Source organism: Streptomyces sp. NPDC017993, from assembly GCF_044328065.1.
Taxonomy (GTDB): Bacteria; Actinomycetota; Actinomycetes; order Streptomycetales; family Streptomycetaceae; genus Streptomyces.
Window position 1 is genome coordinate 214,000 of the sequence record NZ_JBIRGO010000007.1, and the last position, 24,417, is coordinate 238,416.

At 71.4% G+C, this 24,417-nt stretch carries 18 protein-coding genes and 1 pseudogene; 13 read left to right on the plus strand and 6 right to left on the minus strand.

Translation table 11 applies throughout. The features are described from left to right. Nucleotides 1–71 precede the first annotated feature (71 nt). Nucleotides 72–914 carry a class I SAM-dependent methyltransferase gene (locus tag ACH4FH_RS15070; RefSeq protein WP_398556248.1) on the minus strand — a complete coding sequence of 281 codons (843 nt, stop codon included), beginning with the start codon at nt 912–914 and terminating at the stop codon, nt 72–74. Between the two features lie 370 nt (nt 915–1,284). Between ACH4FH_RS15070 and rpsA the strand changes: the two genes are divergently transcribed. Then, nucleotides 1,285–2,808 (plus strand): 30S ribosomal protein S1, encoded by a 1,524-nt coding sequence (gene rpsA / locus ACH4FH_RS15075; RefSeq protein WP_398556249.1) that lies wholly within the window; start codon nt 1,285–1,287, stop codon nt 2,806–2,808. A 121-nt stretch (nt 2,809–2,929) separates the two neighbouring features. Here rpsA and ACH4FH_RS15080 read toward each other — a convergent pair. Continuing rightward, nucleotides 2,930–3,948 (minus strand): annotated as a pseudogene (locus ACH4FH_RS15080) (right-handed parallel beta-helix repeat-containing protein). A 604-nt stretch (nt 3,949–4,552) separates the two neighbouring features. On the opposite strand from ACH4FH_RS15080, the gene ACH4FH_RS15085 reads away from it, so the two are divergent. The 4 genes from ACH4FH_RS15085 (at nt 4,553) to ACH4FH_RS15100 (ending at nt 7,543) form a co-directional block, all read left to right on the plus strand. Next, the gene (locus ACH4FH_RS15085) at nt 4,553–5,503 is read left to right on the plus strand and encodes a PAC2 family protein (RefSeq protein WP_398556250.1); all 951 of its coding nucleotides are present in this window, start codon (nt 4,553–4,555) and stop codon (nt 5,501–5,503) included. A 268-nt stretch (nt 5,504–5,771) separates the two neighbouring features. After that, nucleotides 5,772–6,362 carry a dephospho-CoA kinase gene (gene coaE / locus ACH4FH_RS15090; protein ID WP_398556251.1) on the plus strand — a complete coding sequence of 197 codons (591 nt, stop codon included), beginning with the start codon at nt 5,772–5,774 and terminating at the stop codon, nt 6,360–6,362. A gap of 23 nt (nt 6,363–6,385) precedes the next feature. Beyond that, entirely contained in the window at nt 6,386–6,871 is a 486-nt protein-coding gene (locus tag ACH4FH_RS15095) for a cupin domain-containing protein (RefSeq protein ID WP_398556252.1), read from the plus strand. Nucleotides 6,872–7,081: 210 nt separating this feature from the next. Next, nucleotides 7,082–7,543 carry a tetratricopeptide repeat protein gene (locus ACH4FH_RS15100; protein WP_398556414.1) on the plus strand — a complete coding sequence of 154 codons (462 nt, stop codon included), beginning with the start codon at nt 7,082–7,084 and terminating at the stop codon, nt 7,541–7,543. Nucleotides 7,544–8,009: 466 nt separating this feature from the next. On the opposite strand, the gene ACH4FH_RS15105 is transcribed toward ACH4FH_RS15100, so the two are convergent. Together ACH4FH_RS15105 and ACH4FH_RS15110 are read right to left on the minus strand one after the other, a co-directional pair. Further along, a complete protein-coding gene (locus ACH4FH_RS15105) occupies nt 8,010–8,324 on the minus strand; it encodes a DUF6343 family protein (protein ID WP_398556253.1) in 315 nt (104 codons plus the stop codon). Nucleotides 8,325–8,402: 78 nt separating this feature from the next. Further along, nucleotides 8,403–10,034 (minus strand): UvrD-helicase domain-containing protein, encoded by a 1,632-nt coding sequence (locus ACH4FH_RS15110; protein WP_398556254.1) that lies wholly within the window; start codon nt 10,032–10,034, stop codon nt 8,403–8,405. Nucleotides 10,035–10,674: 640 nt separating this feature from the next. Between ACH4FH_RS15110 and ACH4FH_RS15115 the strand changes: the two genes are divergently transcribed. The 3 genes from ACH4FH_RS15115 to ACH4FH_RS15125 are packed head-to-tail and all read left to right on the plus strand — an operon-like array spanning nt 10,675 to nt 17,215. Further along, on the plus strand, nt 10,675–13,701 hold the full coding sequence (locus ACH4FH_RS15115; protein WP_398556255.1) for an SNF2-related protein: 3,027 nt from the start codon (nt 10,675–10,677) through the stop codon (nt 13,699–13,701). Next, nucleotides 13,698–15,263 carry an SWIM zinc finger family protein gene (locus ACH4FH_RS15120; RefSeq protein WP_398556256.1) on the plus strand — a complete coding sequence of 522 codons (1,566 nt, stop codon included), beginning with the start codon at nt 13,698–13,700 and terminating at the stop codon, nt 15,261–15,263. The genes ACH4FH_RS15115 and ACH4FH_RS15120 overlap by 4 nt, the downstream gene beginning before the upstream one ends. A gap of 14 nt (nt 15,264–15,277) precedes the next feature. Beyond that, a complete protein-coding gene (locus ACH4FH_RS15125; protein ID WP_398556257.1) occupies nt 15,278–17,215 on the plus strand; it encodes a helicase-associated domain-containing protein in 1,938 nt (645 codons plus the stop codon). Nucleotides 17,216–17,446: 231 nt separating this feature from the next. Here ACH4FH_RS15125 and ACH4FH_RS15130 read toward each other — a convergent pair whose 3' ends face one another. Beyond that, nucleotides 17,447–19,216: an NAD(P)/FAD-dependent oxidoreductase gene (locus tag ACH4FH_RS15130; protein ID WP_398556258.1), complete on the minus strand. Its 1,770-nt coding sequence runs from the start codon at nt 19,214–19,216 to the stop codon at nt 17,447–17,449. Nucleotides 19,217–19,939: 723 nt separating this feature from the next. Here ACH4FH_RS15130 and ACH4FH_RS15135 point away from each other — a divergent pair. From ACH4FH_RS15135 to ACH4FH_RS15155, 5 genes are all read left to right on the plus strand, one after another. Then, nucleotides 19,940–20,884: a zinc-binding alcohol dehydrogenase family protein gene (locus tag ACH4FH_RS15135; protein ID WP_398556259.1), complete on the plus strand. Its 945-nt coding sequence runs from the start codon at nt 19,940–19,942 to the stop codon at nt 20,882–20,884. A gap of 156 nt (nt 20,885–21,040) precedes the next feature. Next, on the plus strand, nt 21,041–21,967 hold the full coding sequence (locus ACH4FH_RS15140) for an IclR family transcriptional regulator C-terminal domain-containing protein (RefSeq protein ID WP_398556260.1): 927 nt from the start codon (nt 21,041–21,043) through the stop codon (nt 21,965–21,967). A gap of 147 nt (nt 21,968–22,114) precedes the next feature. Continuing rightward, nucleotides 22,115–22,309: a hypothetical protein gene (locus ACH4FH_RS15145; RefSeq protein WP_398556261.1), complete on the plus strand. Its 195-nt coding sequence runs from the start codon at nt 22,115–22,117 to the stop codon at nt 22,307–22,309. Between the two features lie 41 nt (nt 22,310–22,350). Next, nucleotides 22,351–22,989, plus strand: a complete 639-nt coding sequence (locus ACH4FH_RS15150; RefSeq protein WP_398556262.1) for a uridine kinase — start codon at nt 22,351–22,353, stop codon at nt 22,987–22,989. Nucleotides 22,990–23,274: 285 nt separating this feature from the next. Beyond that, nucleotides 23,275–23,736 (plus strand): type II toxin-antitoxin system PemK/MazF family toxin, encoded by a 462-nt coding sequence (locus tag ACH4FH_RS15155; protein ID WP_398556263.1) that lies wholly within the window; start codon nt 23,275–23,277, stop codon nt 23,734–23,736. Between the two features lie 107 nt (nt 23,737–23,843). Here the strand turns inward: ACH4FH_RS15155 and ACH4FH_RS15160 are convergent, their stop codons facing one another. Further along, nucleotides 23,844–24,386: a DUF1697 domain-containing protein gene (locus ACH4FH_RS15160; protein WP_398556264.1), complete on the minus strand. Its 543-nt coding sequence runs from the start codon at nt 24,384–24,386 to the stop codon at nt 23,844–23,846. Between the last annotated feature and the right edge of the window lie 31 nt (nt 24,387–24,417).

The following is a 24,417-nucleotide window of genomic DNA, read 5'->3' on the forward strand; positions in this document are numbered from 1 at the left end:
GCCCGCAGTCCAGGTGCTCCGCCCGGAGCGGCGACGCCCGCGACCCGGTGGGCCGGCTCAGGGGAATTGGCCTATGAACCGGCAGGCGCCCGGGAGCCGGCCACGCACACGAAGATCGCCGTGCCCGGGATGAGATGCCCGCGCAGCGGCGACCAGCCGCCCCACTCCTGGGTGTTCCATTCCGGCCATTCCGGTTCGACGAGATCCTCCAGCCGGAATCCGGCCGCGACCACGTCCCGGACCCGGTCACCGAGCGTCCGGTGGTGCTCGACGTAGACCGCCCGGCCCGTGTCGTCCTGCTCCACGTACGGCACGCGGTCGAAATAGGAGGCGGCCACCGAAAGGCCCTCGGGGCCCGGCTCGTCGGGGAAGGCCCAACGGATGGGGTGGGTGACCGAGAAGACGAACCGGCCACCGGGCCGCAGCACCCGGCGCACCTCGCTCAGCACCCGCACCGGATCGGCGACGAACGGGATCGCGCCGTACGCGGAACAGGCCAGGTCGAAGGAGCCGTCCCGGAAGGGCAGTGCCCCGGCATCCGCCTCGACCAGCTCGACGTCCCCTTCTCCAGGGGTGCCGTCGGCGATCCGCAGCGCGTGCTGGAGCTGCCGGTGCGAGAGGTCCAGCGCGACGGGGTGGGCACCCTGGGCCGCCAGCCAGCGGGAGCACTGCGCCGCGCCGGCCCCGATCTCCAGGACCCGCTGCCCCTTCAGTTCCGCCGCAGGCCCCAGCAGGCCGGCTTCCGCTTCGTCGAGCCCCTCGGGCCCCCAGACGAATCGGTCGTCCCCGAGGAACCCGCCGTGCTCGCTCTGGTACTCGTCGGCGTTGCTGTCCCACCAGCCGCGGTTGGCCCGGCTGCTCTCGGTGTCGGAGGCGTGACGTCGGGTCGCCTCCGGCTCGTGCTCTTGGTTCATCGCGCCCGTCGTCGTAGTGTTCGCTCTGCTTGTAGCTGCGGGGACTGTGAGGCCGTTCGACCTCGCGGAACAACGCGTGTGCCGGATATGGGGCGTTTGTCCCGGGTGTGCGCCTTCGCGCATTGACCGTGTCCGGCTGCCCCCGTATGCTACAAGTTGCGCTGCGGGCTTGCGCGCCTCAGACGGAGCAGGCCGCGCTCGTATCTGTATGTATGTCCCCTCGGTTTTCGAGGCGTTTCGGGTTGCTCCGGTTTTTGCGGGGCTCCGGAGGGTGCGCCTCTGACGCTGTCCGGTCCCGTGCAGAGGCGATAACGGCTCTCGGCGTAGCAGTACCTACGACTTCAATGTCCGCACCGGAGCCTTTACCCACATGACGAGCAGCACCGAGACCACCGCCACCACCCCGCAGGTTGCGGTCAACGACATCGGTAACGAGGAAGCCTTCCTCGCCGCGATCGACGAGACGATCAAGTACTTCAACGACGGCGACATCGTCGACGGCGTCATCGTGAAGGTCGACCGGGACGAGGTCCTGCTCGACATCGGTTACAAGACCGAAGGCGTCATCCCCAGCCGCGAGCTGTCGATCAAGCACGACGTCGACCCCAACGAGGTCGTCGCCGTCGGTGACGAGATCGAGGCCCTGGTTCTCCAGAAGGAGGACAAGGAAGGCCGCCTCATCCTGTCCAAGAAGCGCGCTCAGTACGAGCGTGCCTGGGGCACGATCGAGAAGATCAAGGAAGAGGACGGGATCGTCACCGGTACCGTCATCGAGGTCGTCAAGGGTGGTCTCATCCTCGACATCGGCCTCCGTGGCTTCCTCCCGGCCTCCCTGGTCGAGATGCGCCGCGTTCGCGACCTCCAGCCCTACGTGGGCAAGGAGCTCGAGGCCAAGATCATCGAGCTGGACAAGAACCGCAACAACGTGGTCCTGTCCCGCCGTGCCTGGCTGGAGCAGACCCAGAGCGAGGTCCGCCAGACCTTCCTCACCACCCTCCAGAAGGGTCAGGTGCGCTCCGGCGTCGTCTCCTCCATCGTCAACTTCGGTGCCTTCGTGGACCTGGGTGGCGTCGACGGGCTGGTGCACGTCTCCGAGCTGTCCTGGAAGCACATCGACCACCCCTCCGAGGTCGTCGAGGTCGGCCAGGAGGTCACGGTCGAGGTCCTGGACGTCGACATGGACCGCGAGCGCGTGTCCCTGTCGCTCAAGGCGACGCAGGAAGACCCGTGGCAGCAGTTCGCCCGGACCCACCAGATCGGTCAGGTCGTCCCGGGTAAGGTCACCAAGCTCGTTCCGTTCGGTGCGTTCGTGCGCGTCGACGAGGGCATCGAGGGCCTGGTCCACATCTCCGAGCTGGCCGAGCGCCACGTCGAGATCCCGGAGCAGGTTGTCCAGGTCAACGACGAGATCTTCGTCAAGGTCATCGACATCGACCTCGAGCGCCGCCGCATCAGCCTCTCGCTGAAGCAGGCCAACGAGGCCTTCGGTGCCGACCCGGCGACGGTCGAGTTCGACCCGACCCTGTACGGCATGGCCGCGTCCTACGACGACCAGGGCAACTACATCTACCCCGAGGGCTTCGACCCCGAGACCAACGACTGGCTCGAGGGCTTCGAGAGCCAGCGCGAGGTGTGGGAGAACCAGTACGCCGAGGCGCAGACCCGCTTCGAGCAGCACCAGGCTCAGGTCATCAAGTCCCGCGAGGCCGACGAGCAGGCCGCGGCCGAGGGTGCTGCGGCACCGGCGGCCCCGGGCGCCGGCAGCACCGGCGGTGGCGGCAACGCCTCCGGCGGCGGCTCCTACTCCTCGGAGTCGGCGGACAACTCCGGCGCCCTGGCGTCGGACGAGGCCCTGGCCGCGCTCCGCGAGAAGCTGGCCGGCGGCCAGAGCTGAACGCTCACCGCTAGGCACTAGCCGACAGTGGAAGGCCCGTTCCCCTCAGGGGGAGCGGGCCTTCCGCGCGTTCACCCCCTTCGCGAACGCTCCTGCCCGGCCTCTTCGCCGTCCCGTCCGGTCAGCCCACCGGGGCGTCAGGGTTGGCCACGCCGCGGCCGCCGGTGACGGTGTTGTCGCCCGCGATCGTGACCGGGCAGTCGGACGCGGCGTAGTTGGTGACGTTGAACCCGTAGCGCCCCGGCCCTGAGGCGCCGCTCAGGGCGGAGTGTTGCCGCGGAAGACCGTGCCACAGCCCCAGCCGGCCTGCTGGCTGTGGGTCTCGTACCCGTTGTCGGTGGTGTGCAGCCTTTGTTGTTCTCGACGAGGACTCCGTTGCCCTTCACGTCGACCCATGAGTCGTCGAAGTGGATGTCGGTCATCCCTCTGCCGTCGAAGGTGTTGCCGCTGATCTTCGCGCCGGTCGCGCCTTCCTTGATGTCGACCATCTCGCCACCCACCCCGGGCCCGATGGTGTTGCCGAGTATCTGGATGTCGTCGCTCTTGTCGTCGGTGCCGCCGGCGCTGCCGACGTAGACGCCTTCTCCCATGCCGCTGCCGTCCTTGCCGGTGTCGCGGATCGTGGAGTTCTTGATGACGCCGTTCTTGCTGGACTTGCGGAAGTGCACACCCTCCATGTCCAGGTCGTGGACGGTGACGGAGTCGATGACCACGCCGTTCGCGGCGTCCACCATGATCCCCTTCTGGCCGCCGGTGACGGTGATCCCCTTGACCGTCCAGTAGGAGGCGCCGTTCAGGTGCAGCCCGTAGCCGCCGCCCGCGGTGAGGACGGCCTTTGAAGAGCCGGTGAAGGTGATGCGAGCCCCGGAGCTGCGGGCGGTGGAGGTCTTGAAGTTGCCGCTGTAGGCGCCGTCGGCGAGGTGGATGGTGTCGCCGCTCCCCGGCGGTGGAGAGGGCGTCCTTGAGCTGGCCCGCGGTGGCGACCTCGATCACCCGGGCGGGAGGCGGGGCGGTCGCGCCGACCGCCGTGGTGGCGACGCCGAGGGCGCTGCCCGCCGCCACCAACAGCGCGATGCCGGAGACGGTCAGGAGGGGGCCGGTACGGACATGCCTCCGCCTGCGACCTTGCAGACTCCGCATGTGACTCGGGGGACAATTGCTCATCCGGTTCCGCACAGGCATGGGCATGCAACTCTCTTTTCATATATGAACGTTGAGCGTGAACGTGAATCACTTGAGCGCTCGTGAAGCTAAGGGGCGGCCGTACCTCGTCAAGGTGCAGAGCGAGTCGGGGGCTTGAGCCGGACAAGTGCTGAGTGGCTGCAACTCCTCCTCGCCTCTCCGGTAATTCCCTTATGGGGTAAGGCAGGTCATGAATCTGAATGGCTGATGGGGTGGGCGCTGGAGGCGGGCGTCGGCTCGACCTCCGGTTCCCTCACCTGTGCAGCTTCGGTCGGCTCGGTCGGGCCACCGGGGTGGGTCGGCGAGGGGCGCCGAAAGTGGCGGGATTCCATCCGGCGGTCGGGGCACACGGAGCCCAGGCGGGCGAGGCGGGCACGGTGCCCAGGCGGGGAGTCGAGCGACGCGCGAGGCGGAGGTGGCGGCGGCAGCGAGGGGAACAGCGGTGAGGCGAGCGGAACGGAGACGGGGTGAGGGAACGGATCGCGGGCCCGAAAGGTCTGTTCGGGAATGCGTGACCACTGCCGGACGTTGTTGCCCACGGACATGAGGAGGAGCGGTCACTGTGTTGGATCCCCAGAAGTTGTACGAATGGGAGCCGAGCGGGCTCGCGGCGGTTGAGGCGATCGCCGCGAGGGACTCCGCCGGATTGGTGCTGCTGTACCACTTCGACGGGTACATCGACGCCGGTGAGACCGGCGACCAGATCGTGGAGCGGCTGCTCGACGGGCTGACGCACCGCGTCGTCGCCCGCTTCGACCACGACCGCCTGATCGACTACCGGGCCCGCCGCCCGCTGCTCACGTTCGAAAACAACCGGTGGACCGGTTACGAGACGCCCAGCATCGAGCTGCGCCTGGTCGAGGACGCGACGGGAGCGCCCTTCCTGTTGCTCTCCGGTCCCGAGCCGGATGTGGAGTGGGAACGCTTCTCGGCGGCAGTGCGACAGATAGTGGAGCGCCTGGGCGTACGACTGGCGGTGAACTTCCACGGCATCCCCATGGGCGTTCCGCACACCCGCCCCGTCGGCATCACCCCGCACGGCAATCGCACCGACCTGATGCCGGGGCACGCCACCTTCTTCGACGAGGCGCAGGTTCCCGGCAGCGCGGCGGCGCTGATCGAGTTCCGGCTGGCCGAGGCGGGGCACGACGTTCTCGGTGTGGCGGCTCACGTACCCCACTACATCGCCAGGTCCGCCTACCCCGATGCCGCGCTCACCGTCCTGGAGGCCGTGACGGCCGCCACCGGCCTGGTGCTGCCCAGCGCCGCACACTCGCTGCGCACCGAAGCACTGCGCACCCAGGAGGAGATCGAACGGCAGATCTCGGAGGGAGACGAGGAACTGGTCGCGCTGGTCAGCGGACTGGAGCATCAGTACGACGCGGTGGCCGGCGCCGAGAGCCGCGGAAACCTGGTCGCCGAGCCGGTGGAACTGCCCTCGGCAGACGAGATCGGCAGGGAATTCGAGCGCTTCCTGGCGGAGCGTGAGAGCGAGGGCGGAAGCGGAGCCTGAAGCCCCGACCGACGGGCGCCGGAGGGTGCGCGCGGGCGCGGGTGATATTGCCGGCGGTGGTGGTTACGGGGCAGGGACTGTGGGTTGTGGCGCCGGGATGGTGTGGGGCGCGTCGAACTGGCGCGATGGCGGCGCGGCAGGCCGAACGAGCAAGGCCCGGGTCTCGGCCGAGGTCGTTGCCGTCGCTCGAAACAGCCGCCCTTGCTGCCCGTCCTCGAAGCTGCGGTCCTTCGAAGCCGCCGTTTCCGGGACCGTATAGCGTGGGCCCATGGTGAAGGTGGGGCTGACCGGCGGAATCGGTGCGGGAAAGAGTGAGGTCTCGCGATTGCTGGCGTCGTACGGCGCAGTGATCGTGGACGCGGACAGGATCGCCCGGGAGGTCGTCGAGCCCGGCACGCCCGGACTGGCGGCGGTTGTCGAGGAGTTCGGGGAGGGCGTCCTCGCGCCGGAGGGCACTTTGGACCGTCCGAAACTGGGCGGGATCGTCTTCGCCGACCCGGAAAAGCTGAAGGCCCTCAACGCGATCGTGCATCCGCTGGTGGGCGCCCGGTCGGCAGAACTCGAGGCGGCAGCGGGACCGGAGGCCGTGGTGGTCCACGACGTGCCGCTCCTGACGGAGAACGGCTTGGCCCCGCTCTATGACCTGGTCGTCGTTGTCGACGCCGCACCGGAAACTCAGCTGGACCGGCTGGTCCGGCTGCGCGGCATGTCGGAAGACGAGGCCAAGGCCCGTATGGCGGCTCAGGCGACCCGCGAGCAACGGCTGGCCGTCGCGGATCACGTCATTGACAACGATGGGCCCCTGGAAGCCCTGGAGCCGCAGGTCCGCGCGGTGTGGGAGCGCCTGCGGAGCGTTTGAGGCCGGGCTGTAGCCTCGCCGCCATGAGTGCTACCGATGCCACGCAGACGACCGTCGCCAAGAGCGCTACCGATCTTGGTCCGCAGACTCCGGACGACGGGGCCCGCCCCGGTGCAGGGGAAGGCTCCACTGTGACCTCGGGCTCGTCCGCGGCCGCTCCCGCGTCGTTCGTCGTCAACATACCCGGCTTCGCGGACGCCGAGCTCGAGCCGGAACCACTGGCCCCCGAACAGATCGTCCGCGGGGAGCCCGTGGTGACGGGCAAGGTGCTGTGGGAGTCGCCGGACGGCCGTCAGATCCGCGGCATCTGGCAGATCACGCCGGGCGTGGTGACGGACACGGAAGCCAATGAGCTCTTCGTCGTCGTCAGTGGACGCGCCACCATCGAGGTCGAGGGCGGGCCGGTGCTGAACGTGGGACCAGGTGATGCCTGCGTCCTGCGCGAAGGCGACCGTACGCAGTGGACTGTGCACGAGACGTTGCGCAAGGCGTATCACATCAGCCTCTAGCCGGGGACCCCGTTACCGAGGACACCAGTAGAAGTCGCGAGTAGAGGTCGCGCGCGACGGCCGCTGGCGACGGTGAATGGGGGGAATGAAATAGCGGGGAATGGTGGCGGGGGAATGGTGGCGGGAACGGGATTGTTTCCGCACGTAGCTCTGTAGGGCGGGACGCTCATGCCTGCCCTACCGACTATGGCTATCGGAGAGGAGGCGGCCGTGCCCGAGCACAGTCCTGAGACCCATGTCATCGACTTCCGCGCCGCGGAGCAGCTGTTGACGGCCCGCGACCCTCGCGGAGCGATTCGGCTACTGGATTCGGTCATTGCCGCACACCCCGAGAACACCGCCGCTCGGTTGCTACGCGCACGTGCCTTCTTCCTCGCCGCACAACTGCGGCCCGCGGAGCTTGAGTTCCAAATCGTGCTGGAGCGCGAGCCGGACAACGCCTTCGCGCACTTCGCGTTGGGCCGCACCCTGGAGCGCGCCAACAGGCCGGAGGAGTCGCTGCGTCACTTCCGCCTGGCGGCGGCGCTGGAGCCGCGCCCCGAGTTCATCGAAGCGGCCCGTTTCGCCCACGACGACGCCAATGGCCATGGCGACGGCAACGGGCGCGGTGGCAACCACGGGAACGGCGGCGACCATCGCGGTGGCATCGGGCCGGACCAGGGCCCCGCGTAGAGCCGGTGGCAGAAGCCGGAGCGGGCGACCTGCTTGGGCAGGACCCTCTCCTTACGCAGTCCGGCCTATGTGGGGCAGAGAGCGGGCTCTTTGCGTAGGCCGTGATCCCCGCCGGTAGGCCAGCTTGTGGATCTTGCGGCAGCTCGCCGGGCACTTGGCCTGCGTGGCCAGGCTGATGTGCGAAGTCGGGGTTGGTCTCCAACACCTCCGTCCTGTCGTGTCCGTCGTGTCGAGTGCGTCGTGTCTAGTGGTTGGACGGGGCGGTGGTCACCACGTCCGCCGCGGTGGTTGTACGTACAACCCCACGGGGCGCGCCCGCCTTGCGAATCCAGGCCAAGACTCTGCTGGCAGAGCGGCCAATGCCTCTCCGGAGGCCACCCGCCCGCTGCCAATGCGCCAGGGGCGGCGGCTCCCAGGAGCCTCCCGAGCCCGGGGCCCCGGGCACAGCCGCCGCCCGGAACGATCCCTACGGCCTGGTGTTACCTCTCCTGCCGCCGGCGTTCCGTCTGCCGAAGGCGTCGTTCCTGCCTCGGTCCGCCTCGTAGGGGGGTATGTCTCTGCCCGGCTGGAAGTGCGGCCCCTGGCGGATGTGCCGTATGACCATGACCAGATCCGTCGCGGCCACCGCCGCCAGCGCGGCACACGCCGCTGCCCACTCCGGCCGCTCGGCCGCGGCGAATGCCACTGCTCCTGCCAGGGCCCAGAGCAGACCCCACAGCGCCAGCCCGCAACGTATTCTCAGCGGGCTGCGTGCCTGTACCGGCTCATTTCCTGTACGCATCGGCACCCATCTCCCAGTTCCAGGATCCTTCACATCGACGCCCTCGTCATCCCTCCCGTGACGGAATTCGGTCGCTGCTCATGAGGCCCCTTCTCCGCGCTCCCGCCTCCCTCCGGGCCGCTCGCGTACGCGCTGGGACAGGCGCTGTGGTGGTGTCTGGGGGTGGGACTCTTCGCTGCGGTCTCCCTGTCCTGGCCGAGGTCCTGCCTCTGTGGGCTCGGGCCCTGGCGGGCGTGGATCGCCGGCGGGGTGCGAGTGGATCCACGACAGGCCACCGAGGTCGAGCCGTGAGCGTGCCCTGGTCACCGCGACGTACGCCAGGCGCGCCTCGTCTGCGTCGATCGGGCCCGGCAGCGGGATGCCGTCCTCGCCGAGCTCGTCCAGATCATCAGGGGCGGTGAAGTCGTCCGCGATACGCACGGTCGGCCACTCCCGGCCCTTTGCGCGATGGGCCGTGGACACGGTGACCTGGGCGGATGCCTCGGGTGTGAGGCGGTCCAGGGCGCGGAGCACGGCCTGTGTGCCGTGCTCGTCGACGAGCTCCACCAGCGGCAGCAGGTCCCGCCCGGCGGGGTCGAATTCCGCGTACTCCCGCAGTTCTCCCCACGACTCGAAGAGCATCAGCTCCGGGTGCGCGGTACGGCGCCCCGCGTCGAGGTCGTGCGCGGCACGGGCCAGCGCCCTCAGCACCTCGCCGCCGCCCGCCAGCGCGACGCGGCGGCCGGCCTCCAGTTGCCGTATCACCTCCACCATCGCCCCGACATTGGAGCGGCAGAGGATCGCTGCGGGTTCGCGGAGACGGCTCATCTCGGTCTTGAGCCAGGGGGAGCCCGTGAGACGGATCGGTGCGTCGACGATCGCGAGCCAGCGGTTCGCCTCCGCGGCCAGCGCCGGCCCGAAGCGAAAGGAGCGGGAGAGACTGAGCCGGGTCCCGTCGAATCCCGTCATGACGTCCCGCGCTCCACGCCAGCCGTAGATCGCTTGAGCGGAGTCCCCTACGAGTACCAGCTGCGCGTGGGCGCGCTGTGCCGTGAAGACCTGATCGACGACGGGGTTGGTGTCCTGCGCTTCGTCCAGGAGGAGGAAGTCCGCGGGAATCACGGGCTCCCGCAGGGCCCACATCTTGAGGTAATGGTCGTGTTCGAAGCGGACGACGCCATGCTTCGGATGCTGTAGATCGGCCCAGGCCTTGCGGGCGAAGGGCAGGACGAGGTCGGCGAGTTGGTCGTGCAGCGGCTGCTGTTCTGCTCCTCGCAGGGGTGGGACGTGGTGGGGAGCGATCTCCTTGTCTGCCGACTGGCAGAACCGGGTGACGGTGCGCAAGGCGCTGTTGGAGAGTGCCTTGTTGGTGACCTTGCGCGCCCCGAGACGAACGGATAAGCCGTCGTCGATGCCCAGAGCCGCACCCGTCCGCCATCCCGCTTGCCGTGGGGAGTTCATTCGGTCTCGGTATCGCCTTCCGACGGCGGTGTAGGCGAGGGCATGGGCGGTCCCGCAGGACACTCCGGCGGGAAACGTCCGGTCGGCATGGCGCGCGATGGCTCGGTTGAAGGCGATATAGCGACCGGTCCGGCCTCGGCGCCGGGCCGCATGCGCGAGCATCGCGAGGGTCGTCGTTTTGCCCGTACCGGCGCCTGCCTGAATCACCAGATGCGATCCGGCATCGAAGGCGTCGGTAGCGGCGCTCTGTTCCCGGGTCGGATGACGCATGGTGACTCCTCGCGGCGAAGTTGACTACTGAGAGTGGTTGCGTCACTCACTGTAACCGTCCTCGCGGTGAGGGTGAAGTGCGGTGGGCGGGCTGTGGACAACTGCTCTGCCACGGTTTTTCGGAACGCCTTTCTTGCAGGTCAGCAGCGCCTTGGCAGGCAGCCTTCATGCGTCGGTCGGCGGCGTTGTCAGTGCTGTCTGCTTCCATCGGTCTCAACGCAGACTGCGGCGACAGAACGTCACCGGTCGGCAGTCCGAGGTGGGGGAGTGGATCGCATGAGTGTTTCTTCGACAGGGGGCATCCGCCTGCACGACGGAGCCTGCATCAACCTGCCAACGTGCCGGCTCCGTGTATGCGGCCTCTGATCGCGACGGTGGGCCGCCGGGCCCGGGGCCGGGCCCGGCGCGCGGGAGCAAGTGGTCGGAGCGGCAGCGGATCGATGCACTGGTCGACAGGTGAGCCGTCGACTCGAGCCACGAGGCGGGCGCGGCCGCCCGGCGCGACGCAGGAGGGGCAGTGCGCACGACCGTAGACTCGCAGGTTGGGGCAACAGGAGTGGGTCAGGCGCGGCGAGCCCGGCAGGTGCCGCGAGCGGTGCGACGGACCCGGGTTCCCGAAGATCAAGCACGAGAGGACGGCATGGCAGGGCAGTGGGAGGCGACAGCGGAGGTGTCCCGGCATGCGGGCGCCTCGCTGACAACCCTGCGTGGAGCCCCAGCCACCCATGCCGGAGGAAGCGCGGCTCTGATCGGCTGCGCTGCCGTCTTCCTGCCCGCTGCATCACCGAGGGCCGGGCAGGTCGCGTTCTGGCGGCCTGACGGCGGCGAGCTTCCGTCGCATGGGGTGGCCCGAGAGCCCGGTCGGCCGCAGGCCGCGGAGGAAGCGCCGGAGCCGGCCGCTGAGCCTGCGCGGCTGACCGTCGCACGGCGTCATGGGAACGGCGCCCGCACCCGGACGGTCCCGGCGGTGCTCCTCCCGTTGGCCGAGGCCGTCCCACTCCTGATCGGCGCCCGGCACGATCCGGCTGCGCACCCGGCCGCCGCCTGCTGGGGCGCGGCCGCGCTGCACGCCCTGCATCTGGCGGGCCGGGGCAGGCTGCTGCCGGGGCTGACCATCGAGGACGGCGACGCGTGGCGTGCCGGGCCGTTGGACCCCGACGACATAGCGCACCTCCGGGCCATCGCCGCCGCCATGCCTGCCGAGGCACACGCCGTTCCGCTCCCCGGCAGCCGTCCGCTCCGGTTGCCCGACCCGGTGGGGCTGGTGCGGCTCTTCGTGGACGCGGTGGTCGACACCCTGCCGCGCACGCCCGCCGCCGGCTTCGTGGCCGGCGCGCCGTACGCGGTGACCGCGCCGCAGCACCTGCCCGGTGCCCGGGAGTGGGTCGCTGAGGTCGCGGCCGGTGTCGATGCCGGGGTGCGGCTCTCTCTGCGCCTGGACCTGGCCCCGCACAAGCTCTTCGACACCGAGCGCGATGCCGGTGGGGTAGGCCAGGACGGTGGAGAAGACGCCGTCGAACCAGGTGGTGCGGAGGGCGCTGCCCACCAGGGGCCCGGCAGCGGCGCGGTCGAGGCGAGGGGCGCGGCGGCCGCCGTTCTGCAGGTGCACAGCCTCACCGACCCGACCTTGATGGCTGATGCCCGCAGTCTGTGGGAGGGAGAAGGCCCCGACCACTTCGGCCCGCGCTCCCGTGTCGACGCCCTTCTCGCGCTGCGCCGCGTGGTCCGGGTCTGGTCCCCGCTCGGCCGCCTCCTGGAGCGGCCGGTACCCGACGTACTGGCCCTCAGCGAGAACGAGTTGTATGAGCTGCTGGGGGAGGCCGCGCCACGGCTCGCCGCCGCAGGGATGGCCGTCCACTGGCCCAAGGAGCTGGCCCGCGGTCTCACCGCCGCGGCCGTGCTGCGCCCGGCGCCCGGGTCGGCCGCGGACGGCTTCGGTTTCTTCGACACCGACGAACTGCTGCAGTTCCGCTGGCAGGTGGCGATGGACGGTGTCCCTCTGACCGAGGCGGAAATGGACGCCCTGGCCGAGGCGCACCGCCCCGTCGTGCGGCTGCGCGACCAATGGGTTCTGGTCGACCCGGCGCTGGTACGCAAGGCCCGCAAGCGGGAACTGGGCTATCTGGACCCGGTCGACGCCCTTGCGGCGACACTCAACGGCACCGCGGACGTCGACGGCGAGGAGGTCGAGGTGGTGCCGCTGGGCGCCCTCGCCGCGCTGCGCTCCCGCCTCACCACCGAAGCCCGACCGCTGCCCCAGCCTGCCGGCCTCCGGGCGACCCTCCGTGATTACCAACTGCGCGGCATGGCCTGGCTCGACACGATGATCTCGATCGGCCTGGGAGGCTGCCTCGCCGACGACATGGGCCTCGGCAAAACCATCACCGTCATCGCGCTGCACCTCCACCGGCGACCCACCGCGCCCGTCCTCGTCGTCTGCCCCGCGTCCCTCCTGGGCAATTGGCAGCGCGAGATCGAACGGTTCGCCCCCGGCACGCCCGTACACCGCTTCCACGGCACCGGCCGCAGTCTCGACGACATCGAGGGCGGCTTCGTGCTGACGACATACGGGACGATGCGTAGCAGCGCCCCCCAACTCGCCGCCCACCCCTGGGCGTGGGTCGTCGCCGACGAGGCCCAGCACGTGAAGAACCCGCGCTCGTCCACGGCCAGGGCGCTGCGCAGCATCAAGGTGCCGGCCCGTATCGCCCTCACCGGGACCCCCGTCGAGAACAACCTCTCCGAGCTGTGGGCCCTGCTCGACTGGACGACCCCGGGGCTCCTCGGTTCCCTCAAGACCTTCCGCGCGCTGCATGCGCGGGAGGTCGAGGGCGGCGGCGACCCGGAGGCGACGGAGCGACTGGCCAAGCTGGTACGTCCGTTCATCCTGCGCCGTAAGAAGTCCGACCCCGGGATCGCGCCGGAACTCCCGCCCAAGACCGAGACGGACCACCCGGTCGCCCTGGGACGGGAGCAGGCGGCGCTGTATCAAGCGGTCGTCCGCGAGACCCTCGCAAGGATCGAGACCGCCCAGGGCATCGCACGCCGCGGCCTGGTGATGAAGCTGCTCACCGCCCTCAAACAGATCTGCAACCACCCCGCGCAGTACCTCAAGGAGGCCGCCCCGGGCCTGGCCGCCCGCTCCGGGAAGCTCGAACTCCTCGACGAGCTGCTCGACACCATCCTCGCCGAGGGTGGCGCCACCTTGATCTTCACCCAGTACGTCGGCATGGCGCGGCTCCTCGAACGGCACCTCACCGCCCGAGGAATCGCACATCAACTCCTGCACGGCGGCACTCCCGTCGCCGAGCGGGAGAGGATGGTCGACCGGTTCCAGTCGGGAGAGGCCCCCGTCTTCCTGCTGTCGCTCAAGGCGGCAGGGACGGGCCTCAACCTCACCCGGGCCGGACATGTGATCCACTACGACCGCTGGTGGAACCCGGCCGTGGAGGAGCAAGCCACCGACCGCGCCTACCGCATCGGCCAGACCCAGCCCGTCCAGGTGCACCGGCTGATCGCCGAGGGCACGGTCGAGGACAACATCGCCCAGCTCCTGACCGCCAAGAGAGCCCTCGCCGACGCCGTGCTCTCCGGCGGTGAAACCGCGCTCACCGAGCTGTCCGATGCCGAGCTGGCCGACCTCGTCTCCCTGAGGAGGACCGCATGAGCCCCCGCCCCCCGTCCGGCGGCCACCGGCCCTACGGCGATCGCCCGCGCGGCGTGGCCCAAGGCCGTGCCGCCGCGTCGGACGCCGCGGCGGGTTCCGGTCTTCGGGGGCGGCCTGCCGTCTCGGGGCGCGCGGCCGCGGCGGACCGGCTGGCGCGCGCGGACCGCTCGCGTACGTTCCCGCCGCTGCCCGCCCGCACCGGCGCCCGCGGACTGTTCGCCGAATCCTGGTGGGGGAGCGCCTGGTTGGACGCACTGGAGGCCAGCGCGCTCGACAGTGCCCGGCTCGCGCGGGGCCGGACGTACGCCCGGGACGGCCATGTCGACACCATCAACGTCACGCCCGGCCGCATCCTCGCCACGGTGCGAGGCAGCAGACCCCGTCCCTACAGTGCCGACATCCGCCTCCGGACGTTCTCCGACGAGGAGTGGGACGCCCTTCTCGACGCCGTCGTCGCCGAACCCGCCCAGCTCACCGCCCTGCTGGCCAAGAAACTGCCGCGGGAGCTGGCCGAGGGGGAGGCACAGCTCCTCCCGGGGCCGGGCGACCTCGTTCCCCGCTGTACCTGTCCCGACAACGGGCGCCCCTGCAAGCACGCTGCCGCACTCTGCTTCCAAGTTGCCCGCCTGCTGGACTCGGACCCGTTCGTCCTGCTGCTGATGCGCGGCCGTGGCGAACGGGAACTCCTTGACGAACTCTCCCGCCGCAACGCCACCCACACCGCTCGCGAGACCCGCGCACACACCCTCGCGCGCACGAGGCCCGCGAGTGGGGGAGCAGGGCCGGGAGCGGCCCCGGAAGGTCCCGCTGTCGGTCCCGTCACTGTTGCCGGTCCCGATGACGCTGCCGCAGGCCCCGCCGCGATGCCCACACCGCCGGGTACGACCAGCGGTGTCCTCGCCCGGGAGTCCCTGGCCGACCGTCCGCGACCGCAGCTCCCGCCCCCGCTGCCCGCACCGGCGCAGCCCGGACAACCACTCGCCCTCCCGGACGGCGACGGTCTGCCCTTCGACCCCGCCGCGATCGAATTCCTGGCCGCCGACGCGGCGACCCGCGCTCACGCCTGCGTGACTGCCGCCGGAGCCCCTCCACCCCGTGGCATGTCGCCGTCCCCATGCACCCCGTATTCGGTGCTGCCCCCCTGGGAGGACGCCATTCGACTGGCTGCCACCGCTCACCCCACCGCCGGCCTGACCTCCGCGACCCGGGCGCTCTACCGCGACCTGGCGTCGGCAACCGGCCGGAGCGCCACGGACGTGGCGCGGGCCGTCGCGGCGTGGCGGCAGGGCGGACCCGAAGGGCTCGCCCTCCTCGAAAACCCCTGGGAGCCGCCCGCAGGCGACTTCGATCGAGCCCGCAGCGCCCTCCTGGCCGCGGACCTGCCCTCCCTGCGGCCGCGCCACAACCACCTCACCGACCCCGAGCGCGGCATCCAGCTCCGGTTCGGCCACGACAACCGCTGGTATCCGTACGAATCGGAACCCGGCGCCGAGGACTGGTGGCCCACGGGGCCGGCGGACCCTGACCCTGTGGGCGCCCTCACCGCCCTGCTCGCGCGATGACTAACCTCAGGGCCGTGGAAGGTCTCGACACACTCACCCGGTCCCTCGCCCAGCGCACCCCGGAGCAGCTCGCCGCGCTTCTCAGCCGCCACGCCGAGCCGCTCGCCCGCCGGCCCGCCCCTACCGAACTCCGTGGCCTCGCAGCCGCGTTGTGGTCATACGAAACCCTCCACCACCTCGTCCTCCACCTCGATCACCCCCGCCTCCAGGTGCTCGCCACCACAGCGCGCATCAGCCAGGAGCGCGCCGGGCGTGACGCGCCCGCTCCCGCCGCTCCAGCCTCGGGCGCCGACTACCAGTCCTTGATGGCCCACCGGCTCTCCTTCCCCCACCTGGCCACCGCGCCCGTACCGCCCGAGGACGTCTACGCCGCGCTCGGTGCCACCGCGCCCGGTCCCGAGCGCACCGTCGCCGAAACCGCCCTGCGGGCGCTGTACGACGAAGGAATTGCCGCCCCCACCGAGGAGGGCGCCATCGTCGTCCCGCCTCGGGCCCCCCAACTGCTCGCCGCCCACGACCTCGGCCCCCTCGCCACGCAGGCACCGCAGCCCGCCCTTGCGGACCCCGACGAGTCCACCGTTCGCCGCGGGATCGGTGCCGTCACCGCCACCGCTGTGGACGACGAATCCCGGGCCGCCGCGGCGACGCTCGCAGCCACCGTCGAGCGTCTCCTCGCCTCGCTGGCGACGCAGCCCGCCGCGCTTCGCAAGTCCGGGGGCCTGACCATTCGGGAGATCAAGCGCCTGGCAAAGGCAGTCGGCGCCGCCGAACCGCATACCCGTCTCCTCCTCGACCTCGTCCTTGCCGCCGACCTGATCGCCCTGACCCGCACCCCCGCAGGCATCACCGCGCTGCCCACCAGCGCCTACGACGACTGGCTCACCCGACCGTCCGACGAGCGTCTCGCCCCTGTACTGGCCGCCTGGTCCGCCCTGTGGGCCGTTCCCACCCACACCCCCTTCGGCGAGACCCCCACCGCGCTCGTGCGCGGCCAGGACCGCTACGCCCCCGCTCTTCGGCATGCCCTGCTGGCCGCACTTGCAGAAGTTCCCCCCGGGACCGGAGCCCCGTTCCCGCCCCTGCCGCCCGCCGAACCCCAACAGCAGGACGGGGAGCGGGGAGGTCCATGGAGCGCACTTCTCCGCGTCGCGGCATGGCACCGGCCCCTCGCTCTCCTCGACCAGCCGATGGCCGAGGACCGCGCCGCGCACACACTGGACGAAGCGGCCTTCCTGGGACTGGTCGCGCACAGCACCCTCACGCCTCTGGGACGTGCGCTTCTGGCCGACCCGCGAGCCCTGGACGAGCCGCTCCGCGACCTGCTCCCGCCGCAACTCGACGAGGCGCACTTCCAGGCCGACCTGACCGCCGTCGTCCCCGGCCGCCCCGGTGCCGACCTCACCGCACTGCTCGCCTCCTCGGCCGACCGCGAGTCCGAAGGCCACGCCGTGACCTGGCGCTTCACGCCCGCCTCGGTACGCCGCGCGCTGGACGCCGGCCGTAGCGCCGGCACGCTGCTCGACGACCTGACGGCCGCGTCGGCGACCGGTGCCCTGCCGCAGCCGCTCCGCTACCTCATCCAGGACACCGCCCGCGCGCATGGCCGGATGCGGGTCCTGCCCGCTGCCTGCTGTATCCGCTCCGACGACGAAGCGCTCGTGCGTGAACTCGCCGCCCACCGTGCCCTGCGGGACCTGGGGCTCCGAGCCGTCGCCCCCACCGTCCTGGTCAGTGGCCGTCCCCCGGCCGCCACGCTGGAAGCGCTCCGTGCCGCCGGTTACGCGCCCACACTGGAATCCGACACGGGCACCACCGCCGTCGAGCGCCTCCCCGCGCACCGCACCACAGCAACAGCCTCCGCGCCTGACCCGGGCGCCCCACTCGCCCTTGCCCATCGACTCCTGGGGCGTTCACCAGAACTCCGCGAAACAGCGTCATTCAAGGGTGTCTGATCGATTGCCGGGCGAGCTGTTGCCGGGCGAGCTGCGGTGCGCGGGGCTGACCACCCATCCGACCCGCCCCCGGCGCCGGCCTGAGAGGAAGGAAATATCGCGAGCCCCCCTACCCCCGTAAAGGGGGCTCGCGGTCTTGAGGAGTGCGCTGCCGGCCCAGGCCGCCGGAGCGCACACCGAACTTGGGGCGGACCCTCGGCAGGGCTGGGGCCCGGACCAGGTCCGCCGGGATCAGTCGTCGGCCGGCCTCCGTCTGCCGGCCCCGCCGATGCGCCGCAGCGACGTCGGCCCAAGGCCGAGTGTGCGTCGGGGAAATCGCCACAGTGCCTGCGCGGCGTCGCGACGGGAGGGGACTGCGGAGGGCTGCTGGGCGGTGGGAGTACGCGCGCCGCCGGCTGAGGTCGCGGGTAGGGGCGAGAGCACGGACGCGGCGTCGGTCGCCTCACTCGGCGATCCCACGGCCGCCCTGGCGTCAGCCGGAGCCGAGGACGGCAGGACCGGAGGGGAGGACGGTGTCGACGGGGGCGCCGTTGGTGACGTCGCGGCTGATCCGCGTGGCGCGCTCGTCGCTGGTCCCGACGCCGCCGCGCCACTCGGAGCAGGGAGCGCCCTCCCCGCACTCCTGAGAAGGCCGAGCACGGAAGCCGCGCGCGGAACGGGCGTGGGCGAGGCAGGAGTCAACACATCGACATAGCCACGGCACACGGAGGTAAGGCCGGTGGCTGTGCCCAGGATGCTCTCCACGGCGCCGCGTACGAGCCGGACGGCGGCAGTACCCGGCGGGACCGGGCCATGGGAAGAGCGGGTGTCCCGGCCGGTGGCCACGGCCCACGGGGCGTCGACGAGGCGGCCGATGCTTTGCTGCACAAGGTGGGCGAGCGCCGGTTCATCCATGCCGTGCCGGCGCAGAGCCGCGCGCAGGGCTGCGGCGCCCCGCGCGGCCAGGGACAGGCTTTGACCCCAGTCGGGGCGGAAGGACGCCACGGCGCCGCCGAGGCCGATGAACCCCGTCGGCCAGGAGGTGAGTTGGTCGAAGCGGCGCCGGCGGTGGGTGGTGTCGCGGGACAGCCGTACCTCGCTCAACGGCTCGGCGTCGGCGATGAGGTCGCCGATGACGGAGTGCGGGATGCTGCGGGCGAACGGCACGAAGCGGTCGGCGTGTTCGGACGGCCGGTCTTCCCCGGAGCCCGTGAGCGTCACCAGCCAGCGCCCGTCCTCGACGGGCACCAGGGTCGCCGTCCGCGCGGGTATCCGGCGCCCCGAGGAAACGCTCCCGGGGAGCGGCAGTGTGCTCTGCGAACGTGCACTGGCCGCAGGGCAGTTCTCGCCGCCGGACGGCGCGCGGAAGAGACGGGTGGCCGAGCGCACTCCGGACTCCACCACCTCCTCGCCCACCGGGGGCAGCCCCAGTGCGGTGAGGCGGTCCGGAGTCGTGGAACTCCGCCCGGTGGCGTCGACCACGAGGTCCGCGTCCAGACGGAACACCTCGCCGGTGACGGTGTTCCGGACGCGTACCCCGGTGACATGCTCCGAGGTGCCCGTGAGGTCCTCCGCCTCGGTGGCGTCGAGGACCATCACCCCCGGGAGGGCCGTCACCTGCCGGCGTACGGCCCGGTCGAGCAGGTCGCGCGAGCAGGCGATCAGATACTGCGATGGCGGCCGGAGACGTAACCAGCCGGGGGAGGGTCGGCGGGCGAGCCCTGGCGGCACGGGGAGGCGACGGGCCCCCTGGGCGAGCCAGCGCTCGGCCGCGCCGGGGAGCAGGGCCTCGACGGCGTGGGCGCCCTCCGCCGTCAGCAGATGGGCGGGCCGGGCCTGCGGAAGATCCGTGGGCAGAGCGGGAGTCCGCGGCAGCCGCTCACGCTCGACGACGATGACATCGGCGTGCTCGGACAGCGCAGCCGCGGCGAGCATGCCCGTGAAGCCGCCGCCCAGCACCACGGCGAGGTGCGGGTGCGTGAACTCGAGCCCGGTGCTGCTCGTACTGCTCGACGCGTTCATGGGCAGTGCCTTTCTCTGCGGAGACGAGCGGTTCCCGGGCGGGAGCGGGCTACGTCCAGATACGGCGGTGCCGTGTTCCTGCGGACCCGTCGGCGCGCGGCGTCGGCGACGGCGTCGGTGGCTGCCATGAGCGAAGTGCTGACCATCGCGGGCAGGGCCGCGGACGCCGCCCGCAGGCGCCGCAGGAGCACCGGTGCGAGTGGCTGTCGCCGTTGAAGATCCCGGCAGGCCGGCGCGAACGCCGGCCTGCCGCCCCCCGTTTGCCCCCACATGATTCCCCCTCAGGCCGTGCTCGCCTCGCTTCGCGTACGGCCACGTCCTCCGCCACCCGCCCGTCTCACCGGGTGGGAGGGGCGAGCGCGTGTGCCTCGCGGAACGTGCTCTGCCCCTGGGAACGCGGTCGGCGCATCTGGCCGACGGCGGACACAATTCCGGATCGTAGGCTGCAGCGATCACATGCGGAACCCGGAATCGAGCGAGGGACGCGTGAGAGCCACCCAAGCGATACTCGCCGGTAGATCTGATGCAAAACGTCGCAATGGGTGGATAGCGCTCGTCGGCTTTCTCGCGACACGAGAAAGCCGACGGGTATTTCTCGTGACGCGCACAACAAGCGCACACCAGGGACCCCATGGTTGGCGCGAAATGATCGGACATCCACGGGCCGAAGGGCGCCGTGCCTACCCTGTGCGGGCACAGCACTTGTGAACCAGAGGGAGAGTCGTGCGCGCGATTGTGATGCGAGAATTCGGCGGCCCGGAGGTGCTGCGGCTCGAGGACGTGCCCGAGCCCGAGCCCCGCGGCGGCCACTCGCTGGTGGATGTGTCCCTGGCCGGTATCAACTACGCGGATGTGCACGTCCGGGGGGACACCTACCTCGCACCCGTCGAGCTGCCGTACATACCCGGCAACGAAGTGGTGGGGACGGTGGACGGCGGACGCCGCGTCGTCGGGCTGACCCGCGGGGGCGGTTACGCGGAGCGGGCCCTGCTGCACCGCCGGGTCACCTGGGACGTGCCCGACGGCATCAGCGACGAGCAGGCCGTCGCCCTGGCGTTGCAGGGCAACAGCGCCTGGCATCTGCTGTTCACGTCGTTGCGCCTCACCGAGGGCGAGACCGTGGTGGTGCCGGCCGCGGCCGGCGGTGTCGGCTCGCTGGCGGTCCAACTCGCCGCGCGCGCCGGGGCGAAGGTCATCGGCCTCGCAGGCTCCGCGGAGAAGCGCAAGCTGGCCGAGGAACTGGGCGCTCATGCCGTCGTCGACTCGACCGCGGAGGACCTGACGGAGCGCATCCTGGAGGCGGCCGGCGGCCCGGTCCAGGCGGCTCTGGAGATGACCGGCGGAGCCACCTTCGCAAGGACGCTGGCGGCCGTCGCGCCGCGCGGCCGCCTCGCGGTCTACGGATTCGCCGGGGGCGAGCTGGCGAACGTGCCGACCCGGGACCTGATGGAGCGGTCGCTCACCGTCTCGGGCTTCTGGCTGCCCCAGCTCTACGGGGACCGCAACGCGCTGCCGACGTCCATGCGGGCGCTGTTCGACGCCGTCGCCGACGGTTCCCTCAAGCCGCTGACCGGCGCCACCTACGCACTCGGCGAGGCGGCCCGGGCACACCACGATCTGGCCGCACGCACCTCGACCGGCAAACTCGCCCTCGACGTCGCCCGCTGACACCGGGCGCCGGACGGGCACCACGGCCCCGGCAGCGCACGCCGGGGCCGCCCGCCATGGGCCGCAGCACAGTCCGCGGGCCACGGGTGTGTCGGCTCGCACCGCAAATGCCGTGCGCCTTCGGGCGCGGATCACTGCCAGGGGAGAGAGCACACAATGGGCAACAGCACCGCGGCGTCGAAAGCCGCCGTAACGACCTCCGCGTCGGGTGTCCCGGAAACCGCGCCGGGCACCCCGGGCCGTTCCGGGCACGCGCGAAAGGGCGGTGGGTCGGGCGCCGGCTCCCGGACGTCGGGATCCAGCCATGCCGAGCGGGTCTTCCTCGTCCAGACGGCCTTCGCCGAGTTGGGCGGGTCCGCCCACGGGCCCGGTGAGATCGCCGAATGTACCGGCCTGGACGACTCCGTCGTCTACCGCATCCTGCAATCCGGTATCTACCAGCGCATCTTCGAGCGGGTGGACCGCGGCCTCTACCGGCTGCGGACCTCGGCCGCCCAGCTCGCCTTCACCGCCCTCGACCACCGGCTCGACGGTGCCACCTCGCAGACGGCACTTCGCGAACTGCGCATGGCCACCGACGGCGGGCTGGCGTTCCTCTACATGGTCGCTCCGTTCTCCGGCGCGCAACGGCAGTGTGTGGACATGGCCGTCGGCGACTCCGACCTCGCGGAGCTGGGGATGACCCCGCGCGACGTGCTGTCCGTGACGCGCTCCCTGCGCACCGGCGCCTCCGGGCGGACGATCCTCGCCTACCTGCCGGACGTGCTGCAGCAGCGGGTGCTGTCCGAGCCGGTCCCCGACCAGGCCGGACCGGGCGTCTACCGGGACAACGACGCGCTGAGGGCGTCCCTGGCCGAGGTCCGCGACCTGGGTCACGCACTGGGCTACGAGGAGTGCATGGCCGGCTGGAACTCCTGCGCGGCGCCCATCATGTGGGACGGCGCCATCATGGGAGCGGTACTGCTCCTCAAGCTCAAGTCGGTGATGCCGGTGGCTCCGGAGAGCGTCATCGAGGCGACGAAGGAGGCGGCCGCAGAACTCAGCCGCTACGGCGCGGCGCGGCCGACCGCCGACCAGGCCTGACCGGCGGGAAGCGGCCGCCGGCCCGTTCATGGGCCCGGCTCCTTCCCTACGGGGGCACCGACAGCAGGACGACGCGCACACGACGGCTCAAGGCGCCCGAGGGAAGCGGCGGGGACTGCCGCCTGGCGACTGCGGTTGCGGCGCCTGTTGAGCGAGGATCCTGCCGCGGCGGCGGAACTGTGCGCACTGCTCGACGAGTTGTGGCCCGAGCAGGACCAGGACACGGTGCGGGACATACACATCAATTTCAGCGGTGGGGTGCAGCGCGGCACCGTGAACCAGTCCGGTGTGGTCTCCGGCCTCACCTTCGGCGCGCCGTCTGACCGGCCTTCGTCGGGCTGATGCGGCGCGCCCCGCGCCGCGCGGCCGGGCACAATGACCGGGTGCGGCTCGAAGCGATCACCTGGGAACGGCTGACCGACGCGCTCGCCGAGCGCCTTGTCGCCATGCCGGCGAAGGACGGGAGCCCGTGGCTGCGGGTCGCGGTCGACGGGGCACCTGCCACGGCTCCCGGTGACCTCGCGGGGCGCCTCGCGGAGGCCCTGCGCCTCAGGGGGCGGGCCGTGCACAAGGCAGGTGCGTTCGGCTTTCTGCGTCCCGCCTCGCTGCGCCTGGAGTACGGCCGCGAGGATCCGGACGCCTTCCACGACGAGTGGTTCGACCGGCAGGCCCTGTGGCGCGAGGTCTTCCAGCCGCTGGACCCCGGTGGCACCGGACGGGTACTGCCGGATCTGTGGGATCCGGTGACGGACCGGGCGACGCGCAGTGCGTACGCGGAACTGCCGCCCGGAGGTGTGCTGTTGCTGCACGGTCCGCTGCTGCTGGGGCACTGGTTCCCCTTCGACCTCTCCGTCCACCTGAAGCTGTCGCCTGCCGCGTTGGCCCGCCGCACGCCGGACGACGCGCGGTGGACGCTGCCCGCCTTCGCGCGCTACGACGAGGAGACGAGGCCGGAGGAGACCGCGGATGTCGTCGTCCGGGCCGACGACCCCCGTCGGCCCGCCTGGAGCGGGCCGGGCTGAGCGCTCCTGGGCTGTCGGGAAGGCCGCGGCCCGCTGCCGGCCGGCCGCATCGATGCGCCCGTAACGCACCGGGACGACTGTGCCGCGCACCGCCACTTCGCAGAACTCGTGGGCCCCGTCGCCCTCTTGCGACAGTTCCGGATACGTCGTGTTCCCTGACATGGTGGTCCCTTCCCCGTGCCGCCCGAGCGGCCGTCCCCCTCGCTGAAAACCGTACGGCCGGCCACTGACAATCGACCGCTGACCGCTGGTCAGGACGCCGGGGGCGGCCGCTAGCGTGGGCTCGTGACCACTTCATTCAATGCAGCCGACGAGCCGGTGGCGCTGCCCGGCAGCCACGGCCCCGCCGCCACGGTCGAGGCCCGGCCGCGCGCCGTCGGCGCCATACAGATGTCCTACGCACCCGACCCGGACGGCGACCCGGACCCCGGCGAGATCGTGTGGACCTGGGTGCCCTACGAGGAGAACGACGGCCGGGGCAAGGACCGGCCCGTGCTGGTCGTCGCCCGGGAGCCGGGCGGCACGCTGCTTGCGGTGCAGCTCTCCAGCAAGCGGCACGACCACGACCGGGAATGGGTGCCCCTGGGTACGGGGCCGTGGGACCGCGCCGGACGGGACTCGTGGATCGACGTGGACCGGGTGCTGCGGGTGCATCCGGCCGGGATGCGGCGCGAGGCGTGCGCACTGGACCGGGGCCGCTTCAATCTGGTCGTCAACCGGCTGCGCGAGCGGTACGGCTGGCGCTGAGGAACCGGCCGGGCAGGCGCGTCCCGCGCCCGGCTGACAGATGCGCCCGCATGCAGGGTCGTCGTCCCGGGCCGCTGCCGGAGCCCGGTACGGGCGTCAGAGCCGGTTCAGGCGTCCGCCAGGGCCAGGAGCTTGGTGACGGTGTTCCAGTTGCGCGAGGTGGCCGTCACTCCGAGCCGGGCGCGGCTCACCTTCTCGGCGAGCTTGGAGCGGCCGATGCCGCCGGGACACCAGAGGAACAGTTCGCGCCCGACCAGCTGGAACCGGTCGGGCGCGAACGCGTCGAGGTCGAGCGCGTCCAGCGCGGAGGTGTCGGCCGGCGCCGCCGACAGAAACGTGACATGCAGGCTCTTGGGCTCCGGGACGGCCTGCGGAAACGGATTCGCGGCGACGGCGGCGGCCAGCTCCTCGCGGGTGCGGACCATGACCGGCACCGACAGGCCCAGCTCGGCGGTGATCGCCTCATGGAGCGTGCGGGCGGTCGCCTCCGGGGGCGTACCCGGATCGGCGAAGACGATATTGCCGGTCTGCAGCAGGACGGAGACGTCCTCGAAGCCCAGTGACTTGGCCAGCTGGAGCTGCCGTGCCTTGGGGAAGGCGTTGTGGCCTCCGACGTTGATGCCGCGGAGCAGAGCGATCTGACGGGACATGGCGCTGCCGTTTCGTAGGAGCCGGAGGTCG

Excerpts from the sequence above, each read along its gene's own strand:
- ACH4FH_RS15070 (WP_398556248.1), bottom strand. The coding sequence starts at position 914 with ATGAACCAAGAGCACGAGCCGGAGGCGACCCGACGTCACGCCTCCGAC.
- rpsA (WP_398556249.1), top strand. The coding sequence starts at position 1,285 with ATGACGAGCAGCACCGAGACCACCGCCACCACCCCGCAGGTTGCGGTC.
- coaE (WP_398556251.1), top strand. The coding sequence starts at position 5,772 with ATGGTGAAGGTGGGGCTGACCGGCGGAATCGGTGCGGGAAAGAGTGAG.
- ACH4FH_RS15095 (WP_398556252.1), top strand. The coding sequence starts at position 6,386 with ATGAGTGCTACCGATGCCACGCAGACGACCGTCGCCAAGAGCGCTACC.
- ACH4FH_RS15105 (WP_398556253.1), bottom strand. The coding sequence starts at position 8,324 with ATGCGTACAGGAAATGAGCCGGTACAGGCACGCAGCCCGCTGAGAATA.
- ACH4FH_RS15110 (WP_398556254.1), bottom strand. The coding sequence starts at position 10,034 with ATGCGTCATCCGACCCGGGAACAGAGCGCCGCTACCGACGCCTTCGAT.
- ACH4FH_RS15115 (WP_398556255.1), top strand. The coding sequence starts at position 10,675 with ATGGCAGGGCAGTGGGAGGCGACAGCGGAGGTGTCCCGGCATGCGGGC.
- ACH4FH_RS15120 (WP_398556256.1), top strand. The coding sequence starts at position 13,698 with ATGAGCCCCCGCCCCCCGTCCGGCGGCCACCGGCCCTACGGCGATCGC.
- ACH4FH_RS15130 (WP_398556258.1), bottom strand. The coding sequence starts at position 19,216 with ATGAACGCGTCGAGCAGTACGAGCAGCACCGGGCTCGAGTTCACGCAC.
- ACH4FH_RS15140 (WP_398556260.1), top strand. The coding sequence starts at position 21,041 with ATGGGCAACAGCACCGCGGCGTCGAAAGCCGCCGTAACGACCTCCGCG.
- ACH4FH_RS15160 (WP_398556264.1), bottom strand. The coding sequence starts at position 24,386 with ATGTCCCGTCAGATCGCTCTGCTCCGCGGCATCAACGTCGGAGGCCAC.